At 73.7% G+C, this 17,347-nt stretch carries 15 protein-coding genes; 5 read left to right on the top strand and 10 right to left on the bottom strand.

Annotation, left to right across the window (positions count from 1 at the left end):
* Positions 1 to 334: 334 nt before the first annotated feature.
* Complete coding sequence (locus tag HF526_RS14820) at positions 335 to 1,558, top strand: DUF885 domain-containing protein (RefSeq protein ID WP_169382011.1); 1,224 nt, start codon at positions 335 to 337, stop codon at positions 1,556 to 1,558.
* Positions 1,559 to 1,940: 382 nt separating this feature from the next.
* Complete coding sequence (locus tag HF526_RS14815; protein WP_338051485.1) at positions 1,941 to 3,284, top strand: PhoH family protein; 1,344 nt, start codon at positions 1,941 to 1,943, stop codon at positions 3,282 to 3,284.
* A 106-nt stretch (positions 3,285 to 3,390) separates the two neighbouring features.
* Here HF526_RS14815 and HF526_RS14810 read toward each other — a convergent pair whose 3' ends face one another.
* From HF526_RS14810 to HF526_RS14795, 4 genes are all read right to left on the bottom strand, one after another.
* Entirely contained in the window at positions 3,391 to 4,833 is a 1,443-nt protein-coding gene (locus HF526_RS14810) for a GuaB1 family IMP dehydrogenase-related protein (RefSeq protein WP_169382010.1), read from the bottom strand.
* A 50-nt stretch (positions 4,834 to 4,883) separates the two neighbouring features.
* The gene (locus HF526_RS14805; RefSeq protein ID WP_169382009.1) at positions 4,884 to 6,413 is read right to left on the bottom strand and encodes an ATP-dependent DNA ligase; all 1,530 of its coding nucleotides are present in this window, start codon (positions 6,411 to 6,413) and stop codon (positions 4,884 to 4,886) included.
* A gap of 95 nt (positions 6,414 to 6,508) precedes the next feature.
* Complete coding sequence (locus HF526_RS35380; protein ID WP_169382008.1) at positions 6,509 to 7,699, bottom strand: EAL domain-containing protein; 1,191 nt, start codon at positions 7,697 to 7,699, stop codon at positions 6,509 to 6,511.
* 165 nt (positions 7,700 to 7,864) lie between these two features.
* Positions 7,865 to 9,271, bottom strand: a complete 1,407-nt coding sequence (locus HF526_RS14795) for a class II fumarate hydratase (RefSeq protein WP_169382007.1) — start codon at positions 9,269 to 9,271, stop codon at positions 7,865 to 7,867.
* Positions 9,272 to 9,373: 102 nt separating this feature from the next.
* Between HF526_RS14795 and HF526_RS14790 the strand changes: the two genes are divergently transcribed.
* Positions 9,374 to 9,568, top strand: a complete 195-nt coding sequence (locus HF526_RS14790) for a hypothetical protein (RefSeq protein ID WP_169382006.1) — start codon at positions 9,374 to 9,376, stop codon at positions 9,566 to 9,568.
* A 5-nt stretch (positions 9,569 to 9,573) separates the two neighbouring features.
* On the opposite strand, the gene glpX is transcribed toward HF526_RS14790, so the two are convergent.
* On the bottom strand, positions 9,574 to 10,650 hold the full coding sequence (glpX, locus tag HF526_RS14785) for a class II fructose-bisphosphatase (protein WP_420821619.1): 1,077 nt from the start codon (positions 10,648 to 10,650) through the stop codon (positions 9,574 to 9,576).
* Positions 10,651 to 10,812: 162 nt separating this feature from the next.
* Between glpX and HF526_RS14780 the strand changes: the two genes are divergently transcribed.
* Positions 10,813 to 11,511, top strand: a complete 699-nt coding sequence (locus HF526_RS14780; protein ID WP_169382005.1) for a DUF4245 family protein — start codon at positions 10,813 to 10,815, stop codon at positions 11,509 to 11,511.
* A 12-nt stretch (positions 11,512 to 11,523) separates the two neighbouring features.
* On the opposite strand, the gene HF526_RS14775 is transcribed toward HF526_RS14780, so the two are convergent.
* Genes HF526_RS14775 through HF526_RS14765 form a run of 3 tightly spaced genes read right to left on the bottom strand, consistent with a single transcriptional unit; the run spans position 11,524 to position 13,740 of the window.
* A complete protein-coding gene (locus HF526_RS14775; RefSeq protein ID WP_169382004.1) occupies positions 11,524 to 11,760 on the bottom strand; it encodes an exodeoxyribonuclease VII small subunit in 237 nt (78 codons plus the stop codon).
* Positions 11,757 to 13,070, bottom strand: coding sequence for an exodeoxyribonuclease VII large subunit (xseA, locus tag HF526_RS14770; protein ID WP_169382003.1), 1,314 nt, complete (start codon positions 13,068 to 13,070; stop codon positions 11,757 to 11,759). The genes HF526_RS14775 and xseA overlap by 4 nt, the downstream gene beginning before the upstream one ends.
* 40 nt (positions 13,071 to 13,110) lie before the next feature.
* Positions 13,111 to 13,740 carry a lipid droplet-associated protein gene (locus HF526_RS14765; RefSeq protein WP_169382002.1) on the bottom strand — a complete coding sequence of 210 codons (630 nt, stop codon included), beginning with the start codon at positions 13,738 to 13,740 and terminating at the stop codon, positions 13,111 to 13,113.
* Between the two features lie 134 nt (positions 13,741 to 13,874).
* On the opposite strand from HF526_RS14765, the gene HF526_RS14760 reads away from it, so the two are divergent.
* Complete coding sequence (locus HF526_RS14760; RefSeq protein ID WP_169382001.1) at positions 13,875 to 14,834, top strand: 4-hydroxy-3-methylbut-2-enyl diphosphate reductase; 960 nt, start codon at positions 13,875 to 13,877, stop codon at positions 14,832 to 14,834.
* Here HF526_RS14760 and HF526_RS14755 read toward each other — a convergent pair.
* Positions 14,764 to 15,651, bottom strand: coding sequence for a DUF6542 domain-containing protein (locus tag HF526_RS14755; RefSeq protein ID WP_169382000.1), 888 nt, complete (start codon positions 15,649 to 15,651; stop codon positions 14,764 to 14,766). The two genes, HF526_RS14760 and HF526_RS14755, sit on opposite strands and share 71 nt — an antisense overlap.
* On the bottom strand, positions 15,648 to 17,195 hold the full coding sequence (locus HF526_RS14750) for a DNA recombination protein RmuC (protein ID WP_338051484.1): 1,548 nt from the start codon (positions 17,193 to 17,195) through the stop codon (positions 15,648 to 15,650). Before HF526_RS14750 ends, HF526_RS14755 begins: the two co-directional genes overlap by 4 nt.
* Positions 17,196 to 17,347: the final 152 nt, after the last annotated feature.

Below are 17,347 nucleotides of genomic sequence, written 5' to 3'. Positions count from 1 at the left end.
GTTGAGTCATCTGGCGACGATGCGAGTCGTCGCCGTGTACTGCCAGCGTCTGACCGGGGAGCCCGCGCTGACTGAGGAAAAAGTTATCGGCAGGCAGTCCATACACCAAATCCGGCAACACTATCGTGTGAGTGCAGCACTTTACGTTTAGTTACGCATCCAATCGGGGGTATTTCCATCCGGTGGTCCCCAGGTCTACCAGTGGTAACGTCACGCAACGTGAGCTGCTCTCACCCGTTCGGAACCGTATCTTTTTCGATGGTGGACGTTCCGTAGCAAGGGGTCGCGGCTCGATCGACCGCCGCGTCGGTGCGGCGGGGGTTAGGTTGCGCCCGTGGTGCGGGACCTGCTGGTGCGTGACTACCTGTTGCTGGGGTTGCGCCTGGACCGTCTCGTGCCGGGTCTCGTCGACACCTACACCGGTGACGAGTGGCTCCGTCGCCACGTCGCCGCGGAGGGCGCCCCTGATGCCGGTGGGTTGCTGCGGACCGCGCGGCGTTTGTGTCGCGAGCTGCCCGGCGCCGGGTTCTCGCTCCGTCGCGAGCGATTCCTGGCCGGGCAGCTGGCCGCCCTGGAGTGCATCGCCCGGAGGGTGGCCGGGGAGACCGTGGGGTTCGTGGCCGAGGTCGAGGCTTGTTTCGACGTGCGTATCGGCACCGGTGACGAGGACGAGTACCGCCGGGCCCACCGCGAGCTCGACGAGCTGCTGCCCGGGCGCGGGCCGTTGGCGGAGCGACTGGCCGCGTACCGCCGGCGCGACACGATCGCCCCGCCGCGCCTCGCCGCCGCGGTGCACGCCCTCTCCGGGGCCCTGCGCGCCCGGGTCCGGGGGCTGTTCGCGTTGCCGGAGCGGGAAACCGTCTCCTACCGGATCGTCGACGATCGCCCGTGGAGTGGGCTGCACCGCTACCTCGGCGGCTACCGTTCGGAGGTCGCACTCAACGCGGGGGCGGGGCTGCGGCTGGCACAGCTGCCGCGGCTGATCGCCCACGAGTCCTACCCCGGGCACCACACCGAACGCTGTCGCAGGCAGGCGCGGTGGGCGGCCGGGGACCGCCGGGCCGAGCAGGCGATCGTCCTCGTCAACACCCCGCAGGCCCTGATGGCCGAGGGGACGGCGGATCTCGGCCTGCAGACCGTCGTCGGCCCGGGTTGGGGCCCGTGGGCGCAGCAGATCCTGGCCGGCGCCGGGCTGCACCTCGACGGTGAGGTGGCCGAGCGGATCGCCGCGGCATCGCTCGGTCTGCTGCGGGTCCGGCAGGACGCTGCGCTGCTGCTGCACGACAGGCACGCGCCCGAGGAGGAGGTGCTCGCTCACCTGTGCCGGTGGCTGCTGATCGGTGAGCCGCGTGCCCGGCAGATGCTCCGTTTCCTCGGTCACCCGTTGTGGCGCGCCTACACGACGACCTATGTCGAGGGCTACCTGCTGCTGCAGGACTGGTTGACGCGACCCGGGCCGGGCACGCGGGTCGAGCGCTACCGCCGGCTGCTCGACGAACCGCTGGTCCCCGCAGCCATCCGGGCGGACCTGACCGTCGCAGCCGCAGGGCACGGCTGACCCGGATGGCGGTCCGACGTGACGGCCGGACGGTGGGCGGCCGGCCGTGTCACATCTGTGTCGTCTGCGACGACGGACGGTGTTCGGCGAGCGATGAGCGGTAGACCGTTCTGTTAATTCTCGGTTCTGCCGTCCGAGATGACACGGTGTTGCTGTTGACCGCACCCGGGTGACCGCCGGTAGCGTTCGCATCGGCGGTGCGTACCCGATGCGTATCGCTCGGGAGGGCCCTGGTCGTGGTGTCACTAGCACCCGAGGGGGCCGGCACCCGGCCCTCGCGGGCGTGCTCGGCGGCGAGCTCGAGGCCGTCGGGACGTCCCGCTCCAGGGTCAGCCGGCCCACCAGAGTGTGGGCGTGGTGCCGCGCCCACGAGGGAGCATCCGTGACCGAACGTCGTATCGCCCCCACTTCGGAGTGCACCGACACCGCGTCCCGCTGCTACGTGCTCGACACCTCCGTGCTGCTGTCGGACCCGTGGTCACTGACCCGGTTCGAGGAGCACGACGTGGTGCTGCCGTTGGTGGTGATCTCCGAACTCGAGGGCAAGCGGCACCACCCCGAACTGGGGTGGTTCGCCCGCACGGCGCTGCGTCAGCTCGACGAGCTGCGCATTCAGCACGGCCGCCTGGACTCCCCGGTGCCGATCGGCACCGCAGGCGGCACTCTGCACGTCGAGCTGAACCACACCGATCCGATGGTGCTGCCGGCCGGCTTCCGGACCGACAGCAACGACAGCCGGATCCTGGCCTGTGCGCTGAACCTCCGCGCGGAAGCGGCGGGCAAGCGCGAGATCATTCTCGTCACCAAGGACATGCCGCTGCGGGTCAAGGCCGCCGCGGTGGGTCTGCCGGCCGACGACTACCACGGTCAGGACGTCGTTCCCTCCGGCTGGACCGGGATGGCCGATCTGGACGTCACGCAGGACGAGGTCGACCTCCTCTTCCGGGAGGGCGTGATCGACCACGACGCGGCGCGGGACATGCCGTGCAACACCGGGCTGCGGCTGCTCGCCGGATCGGCGTCCGCGTTGGGCCGGGTCACGGCCGACAAACGGGTGCGGCTGATCCGTGGCGACCGCGAGGCGTTCGGCCTGCACGGCCGGTCGGCCGAACAGCGGGTCGCGCTCGACCTCCTGCTCGACCCGGAGGTCGGCATCGTCTCCCTCGGTGGCCGGGCCGGCACCGGGAAGTCCGCGCTCGCCCTGTGCGCGGGGCTGGAGGCGGTGCTCGAACGCCAGCAGCACCGCAAGATCGTGGTGTTCCGGCCGCTCTACGCCGTCGGCGGGCAGGAGCTCGGGTACCTGCCGGGCAGCGAGAGCGAGAAGATGTCGCCCTGGGCGCAGGCGGTGTTCGACACCCTCGGCGCACTGGTCAGCCAGGACGTCATCGACGAGGTGCTCTCCCGCGGGATGCTCGAGGTGCTGCCGCTGACCCACATCCGCGGCCGCTCGCTGCACGACACCTTCGTGATCGTCGACGAGGCGCAGTCGCTGGAGCGCAACGTGCTGCTCACGGTGCTCTCCCGGCTCGGCACGGCGTCGCGGGTGGTGCTCACGCACGACGTCGCGCAGCGCGACAACCTGCGCGTCGGCCGGCACGACGGCGTCGCGGCGGTGATCGAGAAGCTGAAGGGGCACCCGCTGTTCGCCCACGTCACGCTCATGCGCAGTGAGCGGAGCCCGATCGCTGCCCTGGTCACGGAGCTCCTGGAGGGCCCCGGCGCCTAGCCGCCCCGCCCGTTCTGTCACGAACGGCACTTTCGTTCACACCTATTGAGCGGAAGTGCCGTTCGTGACAACGGGGGAGCGGAGCTAGAGGCGGGCTAGAGGCGGGCTAGAGGCCGTGGGGGGTGCCCTCGGTGAAGCCGGCCACCGTCTGGACGCCCATGACGGCGCGCTCGTGCAGCTCGTCGAGGGTGCGGGCGCCGACGTAGGTACACGCCGAGCGCACGCCCGAGCAGATCCCGTCCAGTAGGTCCTCCACCCCCGGGCGGGCCGGGTCGAGCAGCTGCCGAGAGCTGGAGATGCCCTCCTCGAACAGCGTCTTGCGGGCGCGGTCGAAGGCGTCCTCGCCGCGGGTGCGGGCGCTCACGGCCCGCTTGGACGCCATCCCGAACGACTCCTTGTACGGCCGGCCCGCCTCGTCGCGCAGCAGATCGCCGGGCGACTCGTAGGTCCCGGCCAGCCAGGATCCGATCATCACGGCGGACGCCCCGGCGGCCAGCGCCAGCGCGATGTCGCGCGGGTGCCGCGCGCCGCCGTCGGCCCAGACCCGCGCGCCGTGGTCGCGCCCGGCCGCCGCGCACTCGGCCACCGCGGAGAACTGCGGGCGCCCGACGCCGGTCATCATCCGGGTGGTGCACATCGCGCCCGGACCGACGCCGACCTTGATGATGTCCGCGCCGGCGGCGGCCAGGTCGCGCACGCCCTCCGCGGTGACGACGTTGCCGGCGGCGATCGGAACCGGGGACTCCGCGGCGTCGACCGCCGCGCGGACCGCGCGCAGCGCGTCGAGCATGTTGTCCTGGTGCCCGTGCGCGGTGTCGACGACGAGCAGGTCGACGCCGGCGTCGAGCAGCGCCTTGGCCTTCACGCCGATGTCGCCGTTGATCCCGATCGCGGCGGCCGTGCGCAGCCGGCCCCGCGCGTCGAGGGTCGGTGCGTAGATCTCTGCGCGCAGCGCCCCGATGCCGGTGAGCAGCCCGGCGAGCCTGCCGTCGGCGTCGAGCCCGAGCGCGACCTGCCGCGGTCCGCCGAGGGCCTCGAACACCTCCCGCGGCGGGGTGCCCATCGGCAGCGCGACCGGCGACGGGTCGAGCACGTCGGCGAGCCGGGTGAACCGGTCAACCCCGAGGCAGGCCGCCTCGTCGACCGTGCCGACGGGGCGACCGGCATCGTCGACGACCACGACGGTGCCGTGGGCACGCTTGGGCAGCAGGTTCAGCGCGTCGGCGACGGCGTCGCCGGTGCGCAGCACGAGCGGGGTGTCCCAGACCGGGTGCCGGGACTTGATCCACGCGACGATCTCGGCCACGGCCTGCGGGGCGACGTCCTGCGGCAGCACCGTGAGCGCGCCCCGGCGGGCGAGGGTCTCGGCCATCCGCCGGCCCGCGACCGCGGTCATGTTCGCGGCGATCACCGGCACGGTGGCGCCGGAGCCGTCGGCGGTGGTGAGGTCGACGTCGAAGCGGGAGGCCACCGAGGATCGCCCGGGGACGAGGAAGACGTCGTCGTAGGTCAGGTCGTGGCCGGGGTGTTGGCCGTCGAGGAAGCGCACGGAACGGAAAGGGTACGCGCCGGAGCCGATCGGCACAGGTCCGAGCGAGGTCAGTCGCGCAGCAGGGCCCGGACGGTGCCGATGGTGTCGGCCTCCGCGGGGGTCTTGTCCGGGCGGTAGCGCAGCACCCGCGCGAACCGCAGCGCGACGCCACCGGGGTAGCGCGGGCTGCGCTGCGCGCCGTCGAGCGCGATCTCGACGACGAGTTCGGGGCGCAGCAGCACGGCGTTGCCGCGCTCTTCCCGCGCCAACCCGGGGAACGTCGCGGTCTGCCAGGCCAGCAGTTCGTCGCTCATTCCCTTGAACGTCTTGCCGACCATGATCGGCTCGCCGCCGTCGGGGTCGCGGGCGCCGAGGTGGATGTTGGACAGGCTGCCGGTGCGCCGCCCGTAGCCCCACTCGGCGCCGAGCACCACGAGGTCGAGGGTGTGCACCGGCTTGACCTTCTGCCAGCTCTTGCCGCGGCGGCCCGCCGCGTAGGGCGCGTCGAGCGACTTGACCATGACGCCCTCATGTCCTGCGGCCAGCGCGTCGTCGAGCACTGCGGCAGCCTCGGCTGCCGTCGGGCGCAGCGCCCCGGGCATCCGCAGCGGCGCGGCGCCGGGCCCGCCGAGCAGCCCGGCCAGCGCGTCGAGCCGGTGCGCCAGCGGCGCGTCGAGCAGGTCGGTGCCGTCGAGGTGCAGGACGTCGAAGAAGAACGGGCTGAGCAGTTCGCCCGGTGCTCCCAGATCGCTGCCGAACCGGCTCATCGTGTCCTGGAAGGGGCGGGGCCGGCCGTCGTCGTCGAGGGCGAGCGTCTCGCCGTCGAGCACGACCGACCGGCACGGAAGCGCGCGCACGTGCTCGACGATCTCGGGAACGCCGTCGGTGATCTCGCGCAACGTGCGGGTCCACACCCGGACCTCGTCGCCGTCGCGGTGCACCTGGATGCGCGCGCCGTCGAGCTTGAACTCGACGCTCACCTCGGGGCCCAGCCCGGCCAGCGCGGCGTCGAGGGAGGCACCCGGGCTGGCCAGCATCGGGCGCACCGGCCGGCCGATCTCCAGCCGCGCCGACTCCAGTGCCGCGACGCCGCCGGTCAGGGCGGCCCGGGCCGTCTGCGGTAGCCGCCCGGCCAGCATGAACGCGCGCCGCACCGCTGTGGCCGGCACATCCGCGGCGGCCGCGATCGCCTCGAGCATCACGCCCTCGAGCGCGCCCTGGCGTAGCTCACCGGTGAGCAGGCGGTGCAGGAAGGACTGCTCGTCGGCGGTCGCGGCGGCGAACAGCTCGATCAGCAGTTCGCGCCGGCGGGCGGTGGACCCGGGGCCGGAGGTGCCGGCCAGTGCGTCGAGGGTCTTGTCGACCTCGGCCACGGTGAGCGACGGGTCGGGCGCCGGATCGGTGGCGAGCCCCGACAGCGTGCGCCACCCGGTGCCGATCCGGCCCTGCCGTGGCTCACCGGCCAGCCACGCGGTGGCCGGCTCGACCTCCGCCGGCCCGGCGGCGCGCAGCAGGGCGGCGAGCGCGGCTGTCTTGTCCTTGCGCGACCGGGTGGCCCCGACCGCGGCGGAGGTGGCGACGACCTCGCTGAGCAGCACGCACGCAGTGTCGCAGCGCCCACCGACGACCGCGCGCTGTGCGCTCGTGCGCGGCAGTGGCGCCGGGGCACGACGTGTCGCGCGCTGCGAGGCGCCTATGCGGCGGGGGCCGGGGCGTCGCGCAGGAGGTCGGCCACCCGCACCACGCCGCTGCAGGTGCCGTCGGCGGCGGTGAGCACGACATCGTCGTAGCTGCGGGCCCGGTCGCCACGCAGGCTCGCGGCCAGCGCGTCCTGGACGGGGGTCAGCTCGTCGACGAGCCGCGGCGCCTCGGCCAGGGTCTTCGCCGGTCGGGACGCGTAGAGCGCGCGGCCGTACGGTCCGGAGATCGCCAGCATGAACCGGTTGCGGTCGAGGTAGCCGGTGGGCCGGCGGTGTCCGTCGAGCAGCACCAGGCCGCCGGCCAGCGGGTGGTCGGCCAGCGCCCGGCGGGCGGCGTCGGCCGTCGACGTGTCGGGCAGCGAGACGGCGGCCTGTGCGAGATCCCGGACCACGGTCGGGCGGGGCCGCGGCCGCGGGCTCGGGACCTTCTGGGCCCCCGGCAACGCCGTGACGGTGCGGCGAGCGGTGAGCGCGATCAGTTCCGGGGGCAGCGGGACCGAGCCGGTGGACGGGCGACGGCGCGGCATGTCCAGCAGCGGTCCCTGCGCCCACGACACGCCGCGTCCGGGGAGCTCGGCGAGTTGGTCGCGGGTCGCCACGCCGGTGGCGGCGATCCGGGTACCCACGGCGGCGCATACGTCGCAGACCGCCTGCACCACCACTTCGGCCGTCCCGCCGCCGGTCAGGCCGGCCACCAGGTGCTCGTCGAGCTTGACCAGGTCGGGCCGGATCGTGGGCACGAGATCGAGGCCGAAGCCGCGGCCCACCGCGTCCAGCGCGATCTGGAAACCCCAGCTGCGCAGCTCGTGGAGTCCCTCGACCAGCGCCTCGACCGGCGCGGCCGAGGCTGCCGGGTTGACCTCCAGCACGACCGGTGGCATCACCTGCTCGCGCTGGGCCAGCCCGTCGAGCATCGACCGCAGCCTGCGCCGCGCGGCCACGACGGTGTCGGCGAGCACGTTGACGTGCAGCGGCACCGTCGCGTCGTAGTCGGTGGCGAAGGCCAGGGAGGCCAGCGCGATGCCGGCGTCGAGGTCGACGATCTGGCGGGTCCCCCAGACCGTGCCCACCGCCCGGACGCCGACCTGGTCGCGTGGATTGCGCGGTTTGACCTCGAACCCGACAACCCGGGCGGTCTGCAGGTTGAACAGCGGCTCGAAGCAGAAACGTTCGTGGTCCGTCATCCGAGTTCGCCCATTCCCCAGGTAGTTGCGAGCGGAACAGTTGCTACTCAATCACGGTTACCCATGAGTATTGCGTACACCGAGTGAACAGTTGGCGACGCCCACTCGGCCAATCGGCCGAGCTGGTTACTAGACGATCACTCTGAGTGCTATGTCAGCGGCGGCTCACCTCCGCGTCATCGCGAGTACGTCGAGTGCGGCGTCGAGCTGCTCCACGGTGAGCGTTCCCTTGTCGACGTGCCCGCGCTCCAGCACGACCTCGCGGATGGTCTTGCGCTCCCTCAGCGACTGCTTCGCGATCGAGGCGGCCTCCTCGTACCCGAGGTAGGAGTTCAGCGGCGTCACCACCGACGGTGAGGACTCGGCGTACTCCCGGGTGCGCTCGACGTCGGCCTCAGCGCCGTCGACGACCTTGTCGGCGAGCAGCCGCGCGACCGCGGACAGCAACCGCGCCGACTCCAGCACGTTGCGGGCCATCACCGGCATCATCACGTTGAGCTCGAGGTTGCCCTGGGTGCCGGAGAACGCGACCGTGGCGTCGTTACCGATCACCTGCGCGGCCACCATCATGGTCGCCTCGCAGATCACCGGGTTGACCTTGCCCGGCATGATCGAGCTGCCCGGCTGCAGGTCCGGCAGGTGCAGCTCGGCCAGCCCGGTGCGCGGCCCGGAACCCAGCCAGCGGAGGTCGTTGGCGATCTTGAACAGGGACACCGCGACGGTGCGCAGCGCGCCGGAGGCCTCCACCAGCCCGTCGCGGGCGCCCTGGGCCTCGATGTGGTCGGCCGCCTCCGACAGTGCCTCCAGCCCGGTGGCCGCGCGCAGCTCCTCGACGACACCGGCGCCGAACCCGTCGGGTGCGTTCAGCCCGGTGCCCACCGCGGTGCCACCGATGGGCAACTGACCCAGCCGGGGGAGCGCGTCGCGGATCCGGTCTGCGCCGTACTCGGTCTGGGTCGCCCAGCCGCCGGCTTCCTGGCCCAGCGTGATCGGCACGGCGTCCATCAGGTGGGTGCGCCCGGCCTTGACCACCTCGGCCCAGTCGGCCGCGCGCCGGCGCAGCGCGGCGGCCAGGTGCTCCAGCGCCGGGATCACGTCGACGGTCAGCGCCTCGGTCGCGGCGAGATGGATGGTCGTCGGGAACACGTCGTTCGACGACTGCGACGCGTTGACGTGGTCGTTCGGGTGCACGTTCTCGCCCGTGGCCCTGCTGGCCAGTGTCGCGATGACCTCGTTGGCGTTCATGTTCGACGACGTGCCGGAGCCGGTCTGGAACACGTCCACCGGGAAGTGCGCGTCGTGCTGCCCGGCCGCGACCTCGTCCGCGGCCGCCGCGACCGCCGCCGCCAGCGGCTCCGGCAGCACACCGATCCGCCCGTTCACCCGCGCCGCCGCGCCCTTGACCAGGCCGAGCGCCCGGATCTGGGCCCGTTCCAGGCCGCGGCCGGAGATCGGGAAGTTCTGCACCGCGCGCTGGGTCTGCGCCCGCCACAGCGCATCCACGGGCACCCGCACCTCGCCCATCGTGTCGTGTTCGACACGGAACTCGCCGGCGTCGCTGTCGATGGTCATGCCCGCCATGTTGTCCCCGGTCCGGCGCGGCCGCAGGTGGGGATGAGCGGGATAACACCTCCGGTGAAACGGGTCATGCTCGGACGTGGCCGGCCGTTCTCCGTGAGCGAGCTCGAACCGGGACAGCGGGTGTGGCGGCTGCCGCGCGGCCTGGACCGCCAGGTCCCGGAGCTGTCCCGGGTGGCGGACCGCGCCCCGCCCACGGCCACCGGCCCGGTGCCGGGATCCGGCGCGGGACAGGGCGCAGTCCCGCGCCGGCCGGTCCGCTCAGCCGATCAGCGCAACGGCGCCGCGTGATCGGATCACGGCAGCGGCGGGGTGTTGATCTCCGAGGAGCCCGCCGCCTCGCCCGGCACGTCGAAGTCGATCGAGGAGTACTCGCGCAGCTTGGTGAGCCGGTGATAGCCGTCGATCATGCGGACGGTGCCCGACTTGGACCGCATCACGATCGACTGCGTGGTGCAGCCGCCGGCCCGGTAGTGCACACCGCGGAGCAGATCGCCGTCGGTCACCCCGGTCGCGCAGAAGAACACGTTGTCCCCGCGGACCAGGTCGTCGGTGGTCAGCACCCGGTCCAGGTCGTGGCCGGCGGCCACCGCCTTCTCCCGCTCGGCGTCGTCGGTCGGCCAGAGCCGGCCCTGGATCGCGCCGCCCATGCACTTGAGCGCGGCCGCGGCGATGATCCCCTCCGGGGTGCCGCCGATGCCGTAGAGCAGGTCGACACCGGTGTTCGGGCGGGCCGCGGAGATGGCGCCGGCCACGTCGCCGTCGGAGATGAAGTGGATCCGTGCCCCGGTCGAGCGGACCTCCTTCACGATCGCCTCGTGGCGGGGCCGGTCGAGGATGCAGACCGTCACGTCGGCGACGTCGGTGTGCTTGGCCGCGGCCACCCGCCGGATGTTCTCCGCGACGGGTGCGGTGAGGTCGATCGCGTCGGCCGCCTCGGGGCCGACGGCGATCTTCTCCATGTAGAACACGGCCGACGGGTCGAACATCGAGCCCCGCTCGGCCACCGCGAGCACGGCCAGCGCATTCGGCATGCCCTTGGCCATCAGGGTGGTGCCGTCGATCGGGTCGACCGCGACGTCGCACCACGGGCCCTCGCCGTTGCCCACCTCCTCGCCGTTGTAGAGCATCGGCGCCTCGTCCTTCTCGCCCTCGCCGATCACCACGACGCCGCGCATGGACACGGTGCCGATGAGCTGGCGCATCGCGTCGACCGCTGCGCCGTCACCGCCGTTCTTGTCGCCGCGGCCGACCCAGCGGCCCGCGGCCATCGCTGCGGCCTCGGTGACCCGGACCAGTTCCATCGCGAGGTTGCGGTCGGGTGCCTCCCGCCGCCGCTCATGCTGTCCCTCACTCGTCCCGGACATGGTCATCTCCGGCCTCCTTCGGCTCGTCGCCTGCCCCGCTCCGAGGTCGAACGGAGCGGTGCGCGCGCCCCGCGGCGGTTCCGGCGTGTGCCGGTCGGCGGGGGTTTGAGCCGATCCTGGCAGATCACCGCCGCGCGCGGTGCGGTCGGCGACTGAGACGATGGTGTTGTGAGCACCGCCTCCGACCCCCAGCAGGACCCGGCCGGCCCGTCTCCGCGATCCGAGGACGAGGTCCGGACGCAGCCTTCCGGTGGCCCGCTTCCACCGCCCGTGAAACCCGCCCGGTCCGCGCTGAGCATGCGCGACATGATCATCGCGCTGGCCGTGATGGTGCCGATCGTGCTGCTCATGGCCGGTGCGATGCGGTCGTGCACGTTCAGCCCCGGCGGCCCGACGGTGTCCTCCGACGCGGTCCCGGCGGTCGACGCCGCGGCCCGGCTGCGCGAGTTCGCGCCCCGGGTGCCGTTCGGGCTGCGCATCCCGGCGGTGCCGGCCGGGTGGCGGGCGAACGCCACCGATCAGGGCCCGGTGGCCGGGGGCGGCCGGGCGGTGCGGGTCGGCTGGATCACACCCGATGGCCGGTACGTGAAGATCGTGCAGAGCGACGCGGCCGAGGAGGCGCTGGTCGCCGCGGAGGCCGGAGGTCCGCAGACCGGGCGCGGCACGGTCGACGCGGCGGGTCAGCACTGGGTGGTCTACGGCCAGCCCGGCGCGGAGCCGTTCTGGGTGGCCGACGTCGCGACGCCGGGCAGCCCGCCCGTCCGCTTGCTGATCACCGGCAGCGGCACCGAGGACGAGTTCCGCACCATGGCCACCGCCACCCTGACCGGCGAGCTGCTCCCCGCCGGTACCGCGCCCACGAACTGAGCCCGCCGCGGATCAGGAGTCGGTGGGGGTGGCGGTATCGGCCCGGTCGAGGACCGCCTCCACCCGGGTGCGGGCGCCGGCCAACTGTTCCTCGCAGCGCCGGGCCAACGCTTCGCCGCGCTCCCACAGGGCCACCGACTCGTCGAGACTGAGCCCGCCCACCTCCAGGGCGCGCACCACCTCGGTCAGCTCGTCGCGAGCCTGCTCGTAGTCCAGCCCGCCGACGTCGGGCCGCTGCGGGGTGCTCATGTCGCGTTCGCCTTCTTCCTGCGCGGCTCGGCCTTCGCCACCGGCGCCGCATCCTCCTCCGCCAGCACGGCGGCCGCGACGGCGCCGTCGGCGACCCGGATCCGCAGCCGGTCGCCCACGGTCACCTCGTCGACCGAGCGCAGCACCGGCCAGGCCACACCGGCCCCCGGGTCCGTGCCGCCGGCGGGCACCCGCTGTACGACGGCGTAGCCGCGGGCGAGCGTCGCCGCGGGGCCCAGCGCGGTGAGCCGGGCCCGCAGGTGCGCGATCTCGGTCTCCGAGCGGGTCAGCCGGCGCTCCAGGGCGTCGCGGGTGCCGTCCCGCAGTCGCTCGACCTCGACGTGCCGGGCCTGGAGACCACGCAGCGGATCGGCCAGCACCGGGCGGGCACGCAGCGCGTCGAGCAGCCGCTGCTCGCGGTCCACCCAGCCCGACAGTGCCCGCCGGGCCCGGTCGCGCAGCCCGGCGATGCGGGCGGTCTCCTCGGCGAGGTCGGGTACCAGCCGGCGGCCGGCCTCGGTGGGAGTGGAGCAGCGGACGTCGGCGACATGGTCGACCAGCGGGGTGTCCGGCTCGTGACCGATCGCGGACACCACGGGCGTCCGGCAGGCGGCGACGGCGCGGCACAGCGTCTCGTCGGAGAACGGCAGCAGGTCCTCGACGCTGCCGCCGCCACGGGCCAGCACGATCACGTCGACGGCCGCGTCCCGGTCGAGCACCCCGAGCGCCTCGACGATCTGCGGGACGGCCAGCGCGCCCTGCGTCGCGGTGTTCTCGATCCGGAACCGGACCGACGGCCAGCGCGCCGTCGCGTTCGACAGCACGTCGTGCTCGGCCGCCGACGCCCGCCCCGTGATCAGCCCGATGCAGCCGGGCAGGAACGGCGGGCGACGCTTGCGGGCCGGGTCGAACAGGCCTTCCGCAGCGAGCAGCTTGCGCAGCCGTTCGATGCGGGCCAGCAGCTCGCCGAGCCCGACCGCGTGGATCTGGTCTACCCGCAGGCTCAGCGTGCCGCGGCCCAGGAAGAACGACGGCTTGCCGTGCACGACCACCCGGTTGCCCTCGGCGACCGCGGGTCCGCCCTCGCGGACCAGGGCGACGGGGCAGGTGAGCTGCAGCGACACGTCGGCGGCCGGGTCACGCAGCACGAGGAACGCGGTCCCGGTGCCCGCGCGGGCGGTGACCTGGGCGAGCTGGCCCTCGACCCACACGGCGCCCAGCCGGTCCACCCACTCGGCGATCTTGCGGGCGACCGTGCGAACCGGCCAGGGGGCGTCCTGCGTGGTCGGCGGAGATGTCGACCGGCTCACCTGCGGGCCGCCCCGCGCAGGCGCCCGACGCGAGCCGGGCTCACCCCTCGGTGACCGTCGTGATCCGGTTGCCGAGCATGGTGACGAACGGTGGGCGGTTGGCGTGCGCGGTCTCCCAGGCGAGCAGCACGCGCAGGCCGTCGACGTCCAGCTTCCGCAGCCGTGCCCGCAGCTGCGGGATGGTCATGTCGGCGTAGCCGGGCAGCACGTTGGGGCCGCCGGCCTCGGAGTCGGAGTCGTCTCCGGTTTCGACCCCGGCGGTCTCGCCGGCCGCGGCGCGCGCGGTGACGGCGGCCGCGGCCGCGGCGGCGGGGCTGGCCGGCGGGTCCTCGTTCTGCGGCCCGTCGATCGGGTCGTCCATCGGGTCCGCCGGGCGCGAAGGCGGGCGCAGCGGGGTGACGGTGCTCGCGCCGTTGCGCGTGGCGGGGGGCTCGTCGTCGAAGGTCGCCCAGCTGGGGGAATCCGCAACCGGGCGCAGCGTGCCGAGCGCGCGGTCGCCCTTGATCGCGAGCTCGGTGATCTTCTGCTGCACGCGCATCGACGCCTGCAGGGCCTGGCTCACGGCGGTGACCGGGAACTCGACGACCAGCCGGGGCAGGTCGCGGACCTGTTCGACGGCGGTGGCGACGAGGCCGGCGGCGATCCGCACCGGCATCGGTAGCGGCTTCATGCTGGGCATTCTCCCCTGTCCTGCGCGGCGCGGCACCCGGGGGCGGACGAATCCGGCACCGGGTGGGCGTGGGTCCCGTCACCCGGGCCGTCACGCCGCAGCCCGTCTGCTGCCCTCCCCGTACCCTGGCGGACATGTCCGGATCGATGAGCAAGCGCATCCTGCTGGCCAAGCCGCGTGGCTACTGTGCCGGCGTCGACCGGGCCGTCGAGGCCGTGGAGCAGGCGCTGGAGCAGCACGGACCGCCGGTCTACGTGCGTAAGCAGATCGTCCACAACCGCCACGTCGTGGAGACGCTCAGCGAACGCGGCGCGATCTTCGTCGACGAGACCGACGAGGCACCCCCGGGGGCCCTCGTGGTGTTCTCCGCGCACGGCGTCTCGCCGGCCGTCCGCGACCAGGCCCGCGGACGCGAGCTGCGCACGATCGACGCGACGTGCCCGCTGGTCACGAAGGTGCACCAGGAGGCGAAGCGGTTCGCCCGCGAGGACTACGACATCCTGCTCGTCGGCCACCGTGGCCACGAGGAGGTCGAGGGCACCGCCGGTGAGGCGCCCGCGCACATCCAGCTCGTCGAGACCGCTGATGACGTCGCGGCGGTGACCGTGCGCGACCCGGAGAAGGTCGTGTGGCTCTCGCAGACGACGCTGAGCGTCGACGAGACCATGGAGACGGTGCGGGCGCTGCGCGAGCGGTTCCCGACGCTGCAGAACCCGCCGAGCGACGACATCTGCTACGCCACCCAGAACCGGCAGGTCGCGGTCAAGGCGATGGCCCCGCAGTGCGACCTGGTGCTGGTGGTCGGCTCGCGCAACTCGTCGAACTCGGTGCGGCTGGTCGAGGTTGCGCTGTCTGCCGGCGCGGGCGCCGCGCACCTGATCGACTTCGCTCGGGAGATCGACGACGCCTGGCTGGACGGGGTGCAGACGATCGGCCTGACCAGCGGCGCGTCCGTGCCCGAGGTGCTCGTCCGCGGCGTGATCGACTACCTGGCCGAGCGCGGCTGGGAGGACGTCGAGGAGATCAATACCGCGGAGGAAACGCTGACGTTCTCCCTGCCCCGCGAGCTGCGTCCGAACCGCGCTGTCCGGTAGATCCGCCGGCGCGCGGGGCGCCGGTCCGGGGCGAGCCGTATCCGGGGTCGCCGCCGCGGCCGGGGTTGCGGGTCGCGCCGGCGCCGCCCGGCCCCCGGGCGCCGCTGCCATGGGGCACGGCCTCGCGCGGGGCGTCACGGGGTCCGCCGCGGGTGGAGGTGTCGCGGGTACCGCCGGTCCGGCCCGACCCGGTGCCGCCCCGGCCGGTTCCGCCGCCGCGTCCTGTCGCGCTGCCGCCCCGGCCCGTCCCCGCCGACCGGCCGCGGCCGGTCGCGCCGGAGCCGCCGCCGCGGGCCGATCCGCGGGGAGTGCGGTTGCCGCCCGGCCGGGCGGCCGGGCGGCCGCGACGGTCGCCGCGCTGCAGCAGCAGTCGTGCGGCCCCGAGGGCCACGACGACGCCGGTGGTGACCGCCATCGTCGGGAAGGCGTTGATCAACGGGGCGCCGATCACGAGGAGCTTCTGAGTGATCCCGGCGCCGGGCCCCGGCGAACCGACGAGCAGCACCACGACGGGCACCGCGACCGCGATGAGCAGCGGCGGTTGCACCATCGGGCCGAACAGGTTCCGCCGCCGGACCCAGGCCACGGCCAGCACGCAGCCGGCGAAGTAGCAGATCTTGAAGATGGTCCCGAGGGTGCCCAGACGCAGGATGTCGACGAGCACGCCGAGCGCGGTGAAGGCGAGGGCGACACCGACCGCCGCCAGCGGCGGGATCCCCAGTACGGTGCCCAGGATGGAGCGTTCCGAGACGGGCCAGCGCCCGCTGGACGCCGGCTGCCTCTTCTGTCCGGACGCAGCACCCCGGGAAGCCGTCACCCGTTCACGGTAGCCCGAGGCTCGTCGTCGGTGTCGGCGGCGTGTTCGCGGCCCTGCTCGCGGCCACCGTCACGAGTCACCTCGTGCAGCGCGACCAGGGAATCCGCGGCCGAGGCGACCAGCTCCGGAGCAGCCACGGTGCGCGGGGCCCGTTCGACCTGCCCGGGCGTGGCGAGCTCGTCGTCGGCGACCTTCAGTTCCGTGAGCTTGCGCGCCGTGACCAGCACGCGCGACTCCAGCGACGACACCGTCTTGTTGTAGCTGTCGACCGCGGTGTCGAGGCTACGGCCGAGCTTGGCGATGTGCGTGCCCATGGTAGCCAGCCGGCCGTGCAGCTCCTTGCCGAGCTGGTGGACCTGCGCGGCGTTGCGGGCGAGGGCCTCCTGCCGCCAGCTGTAGGCGACCGTGCGCAGCAGCGCGATCAGCGTGGTCGGGGTGGCCACGACGACGTTGCGGGAGAACGCGTGCTCCAGCAGCGACGGGTCGGCCTGCAGCGCGGCCTCGAGGAACGGGTCGCCGGGAACGAACAGCACCACGAACTCCGGGGTCGGCTCGAACGCCGCCCAGTAGGCCTTGGCGGCCAGCGCGTCGACGTGCTGGCGCAGTTGGCGGGAGTGCGCGGTGAGCCGCTCGGCGTGCACCTCGGGGTCGCGGCTCTCCACCGCCTCCAGGTATGCGGCGAACGGCACCTTCGCGTCGACGACGATCTGCTTGCCGCCGGCCAGGTGCACGATCATGTCCGGGCGGATCACGCCGCCCTCGCCGCCCGCGGTGACCTGCGTGGAGAAGTCGCAGTGTTCGACCATGCCGGCGAGCTGCACGATCCGCTCGAGCTGCAGCTCGCCCCAGCGGCCGCGAACCTGCGGCGCGCGCAGCGCGTTGACCAGCTGCTTGGTCTCGTTCTGCAACTGCTCGGAGCTGCGGTGCATCGCGGTGACCTGCTCGCGCAGCCCGGCGTAGGCGGACTCGCGCTCCTTCTCGACGCTCCGCAGCTGGCCCTCGACGCGCTGCAGCGTGGCCGTCATCGGGTCGAGCAGGGCGCCGATGGCCTGTGCGCGGGCGGTGGCATCGCCCTCGGCCTTGGCGGCCAGCGCGGCGGTGGCCTCCTTGATGCGGCCCTCGGCGAGCGCGACGAACTGCTCGTTGTTGCGGGCGAGCGCGTCGGCCGACAGCGCCCGGAAGGCCTGCTTGAGCTCTTCGTCGCGGCGCGCGATCAGCTCCTCGCGGGCGGCACTCGCCTCGCGCTCGCTGCGCAGCGCCGCGGCGGCGGCCGCTGCCTCGGACTCGGCCCGGCGCAGCCGCTCGCCGGTCTGCCCGACCTGCTCGGTGAGGTCCTCGATGCGCTCCAGCAGCCCGGCCCGTTCGGCACGCAGGCCGGCGGCCTCGGCACGGGCACCGGCCGAGGCGTCGGCGGCCCGGCGGCCGGCCTCCGCGGCCGCCACCTTCTGCCGGGACCCGGCGAACAGCCAGGTGACGCCGGCGCCGACGGCCAGCCCGACGAGCAGCCCGATGAGCAGCACGTTCACCGCTGTCACGAGATCCACGCCGACACTGTGCACCCGGCGTCCGACAGTTCCCGCCCGGCACGCCCGGCACCCGGCCGGGGGACGGCCAGCGGCGTTCCCCGCTCGGCGGGCGGTCGAACAGACGGTCGATCCGGGAGGCCCGGCCCGGGAGGGCGGATCCGTGCCGCCGC

This window comes from Pseudonocardia acidicola, assembly GCF_012911935.1.
Classification (GTDB): domain Bacteria; phylum Actinomycetota; class Actinomycetes; order Mycobacteriales; family Pseudonocardiaceae; genus Pseudonocardia; species Pseudonocardia acidicola.
Note: the sequence above shows the minus strand (reverse complement) of the source record. Positions and strands in the feature narration are given on the sequence as shown.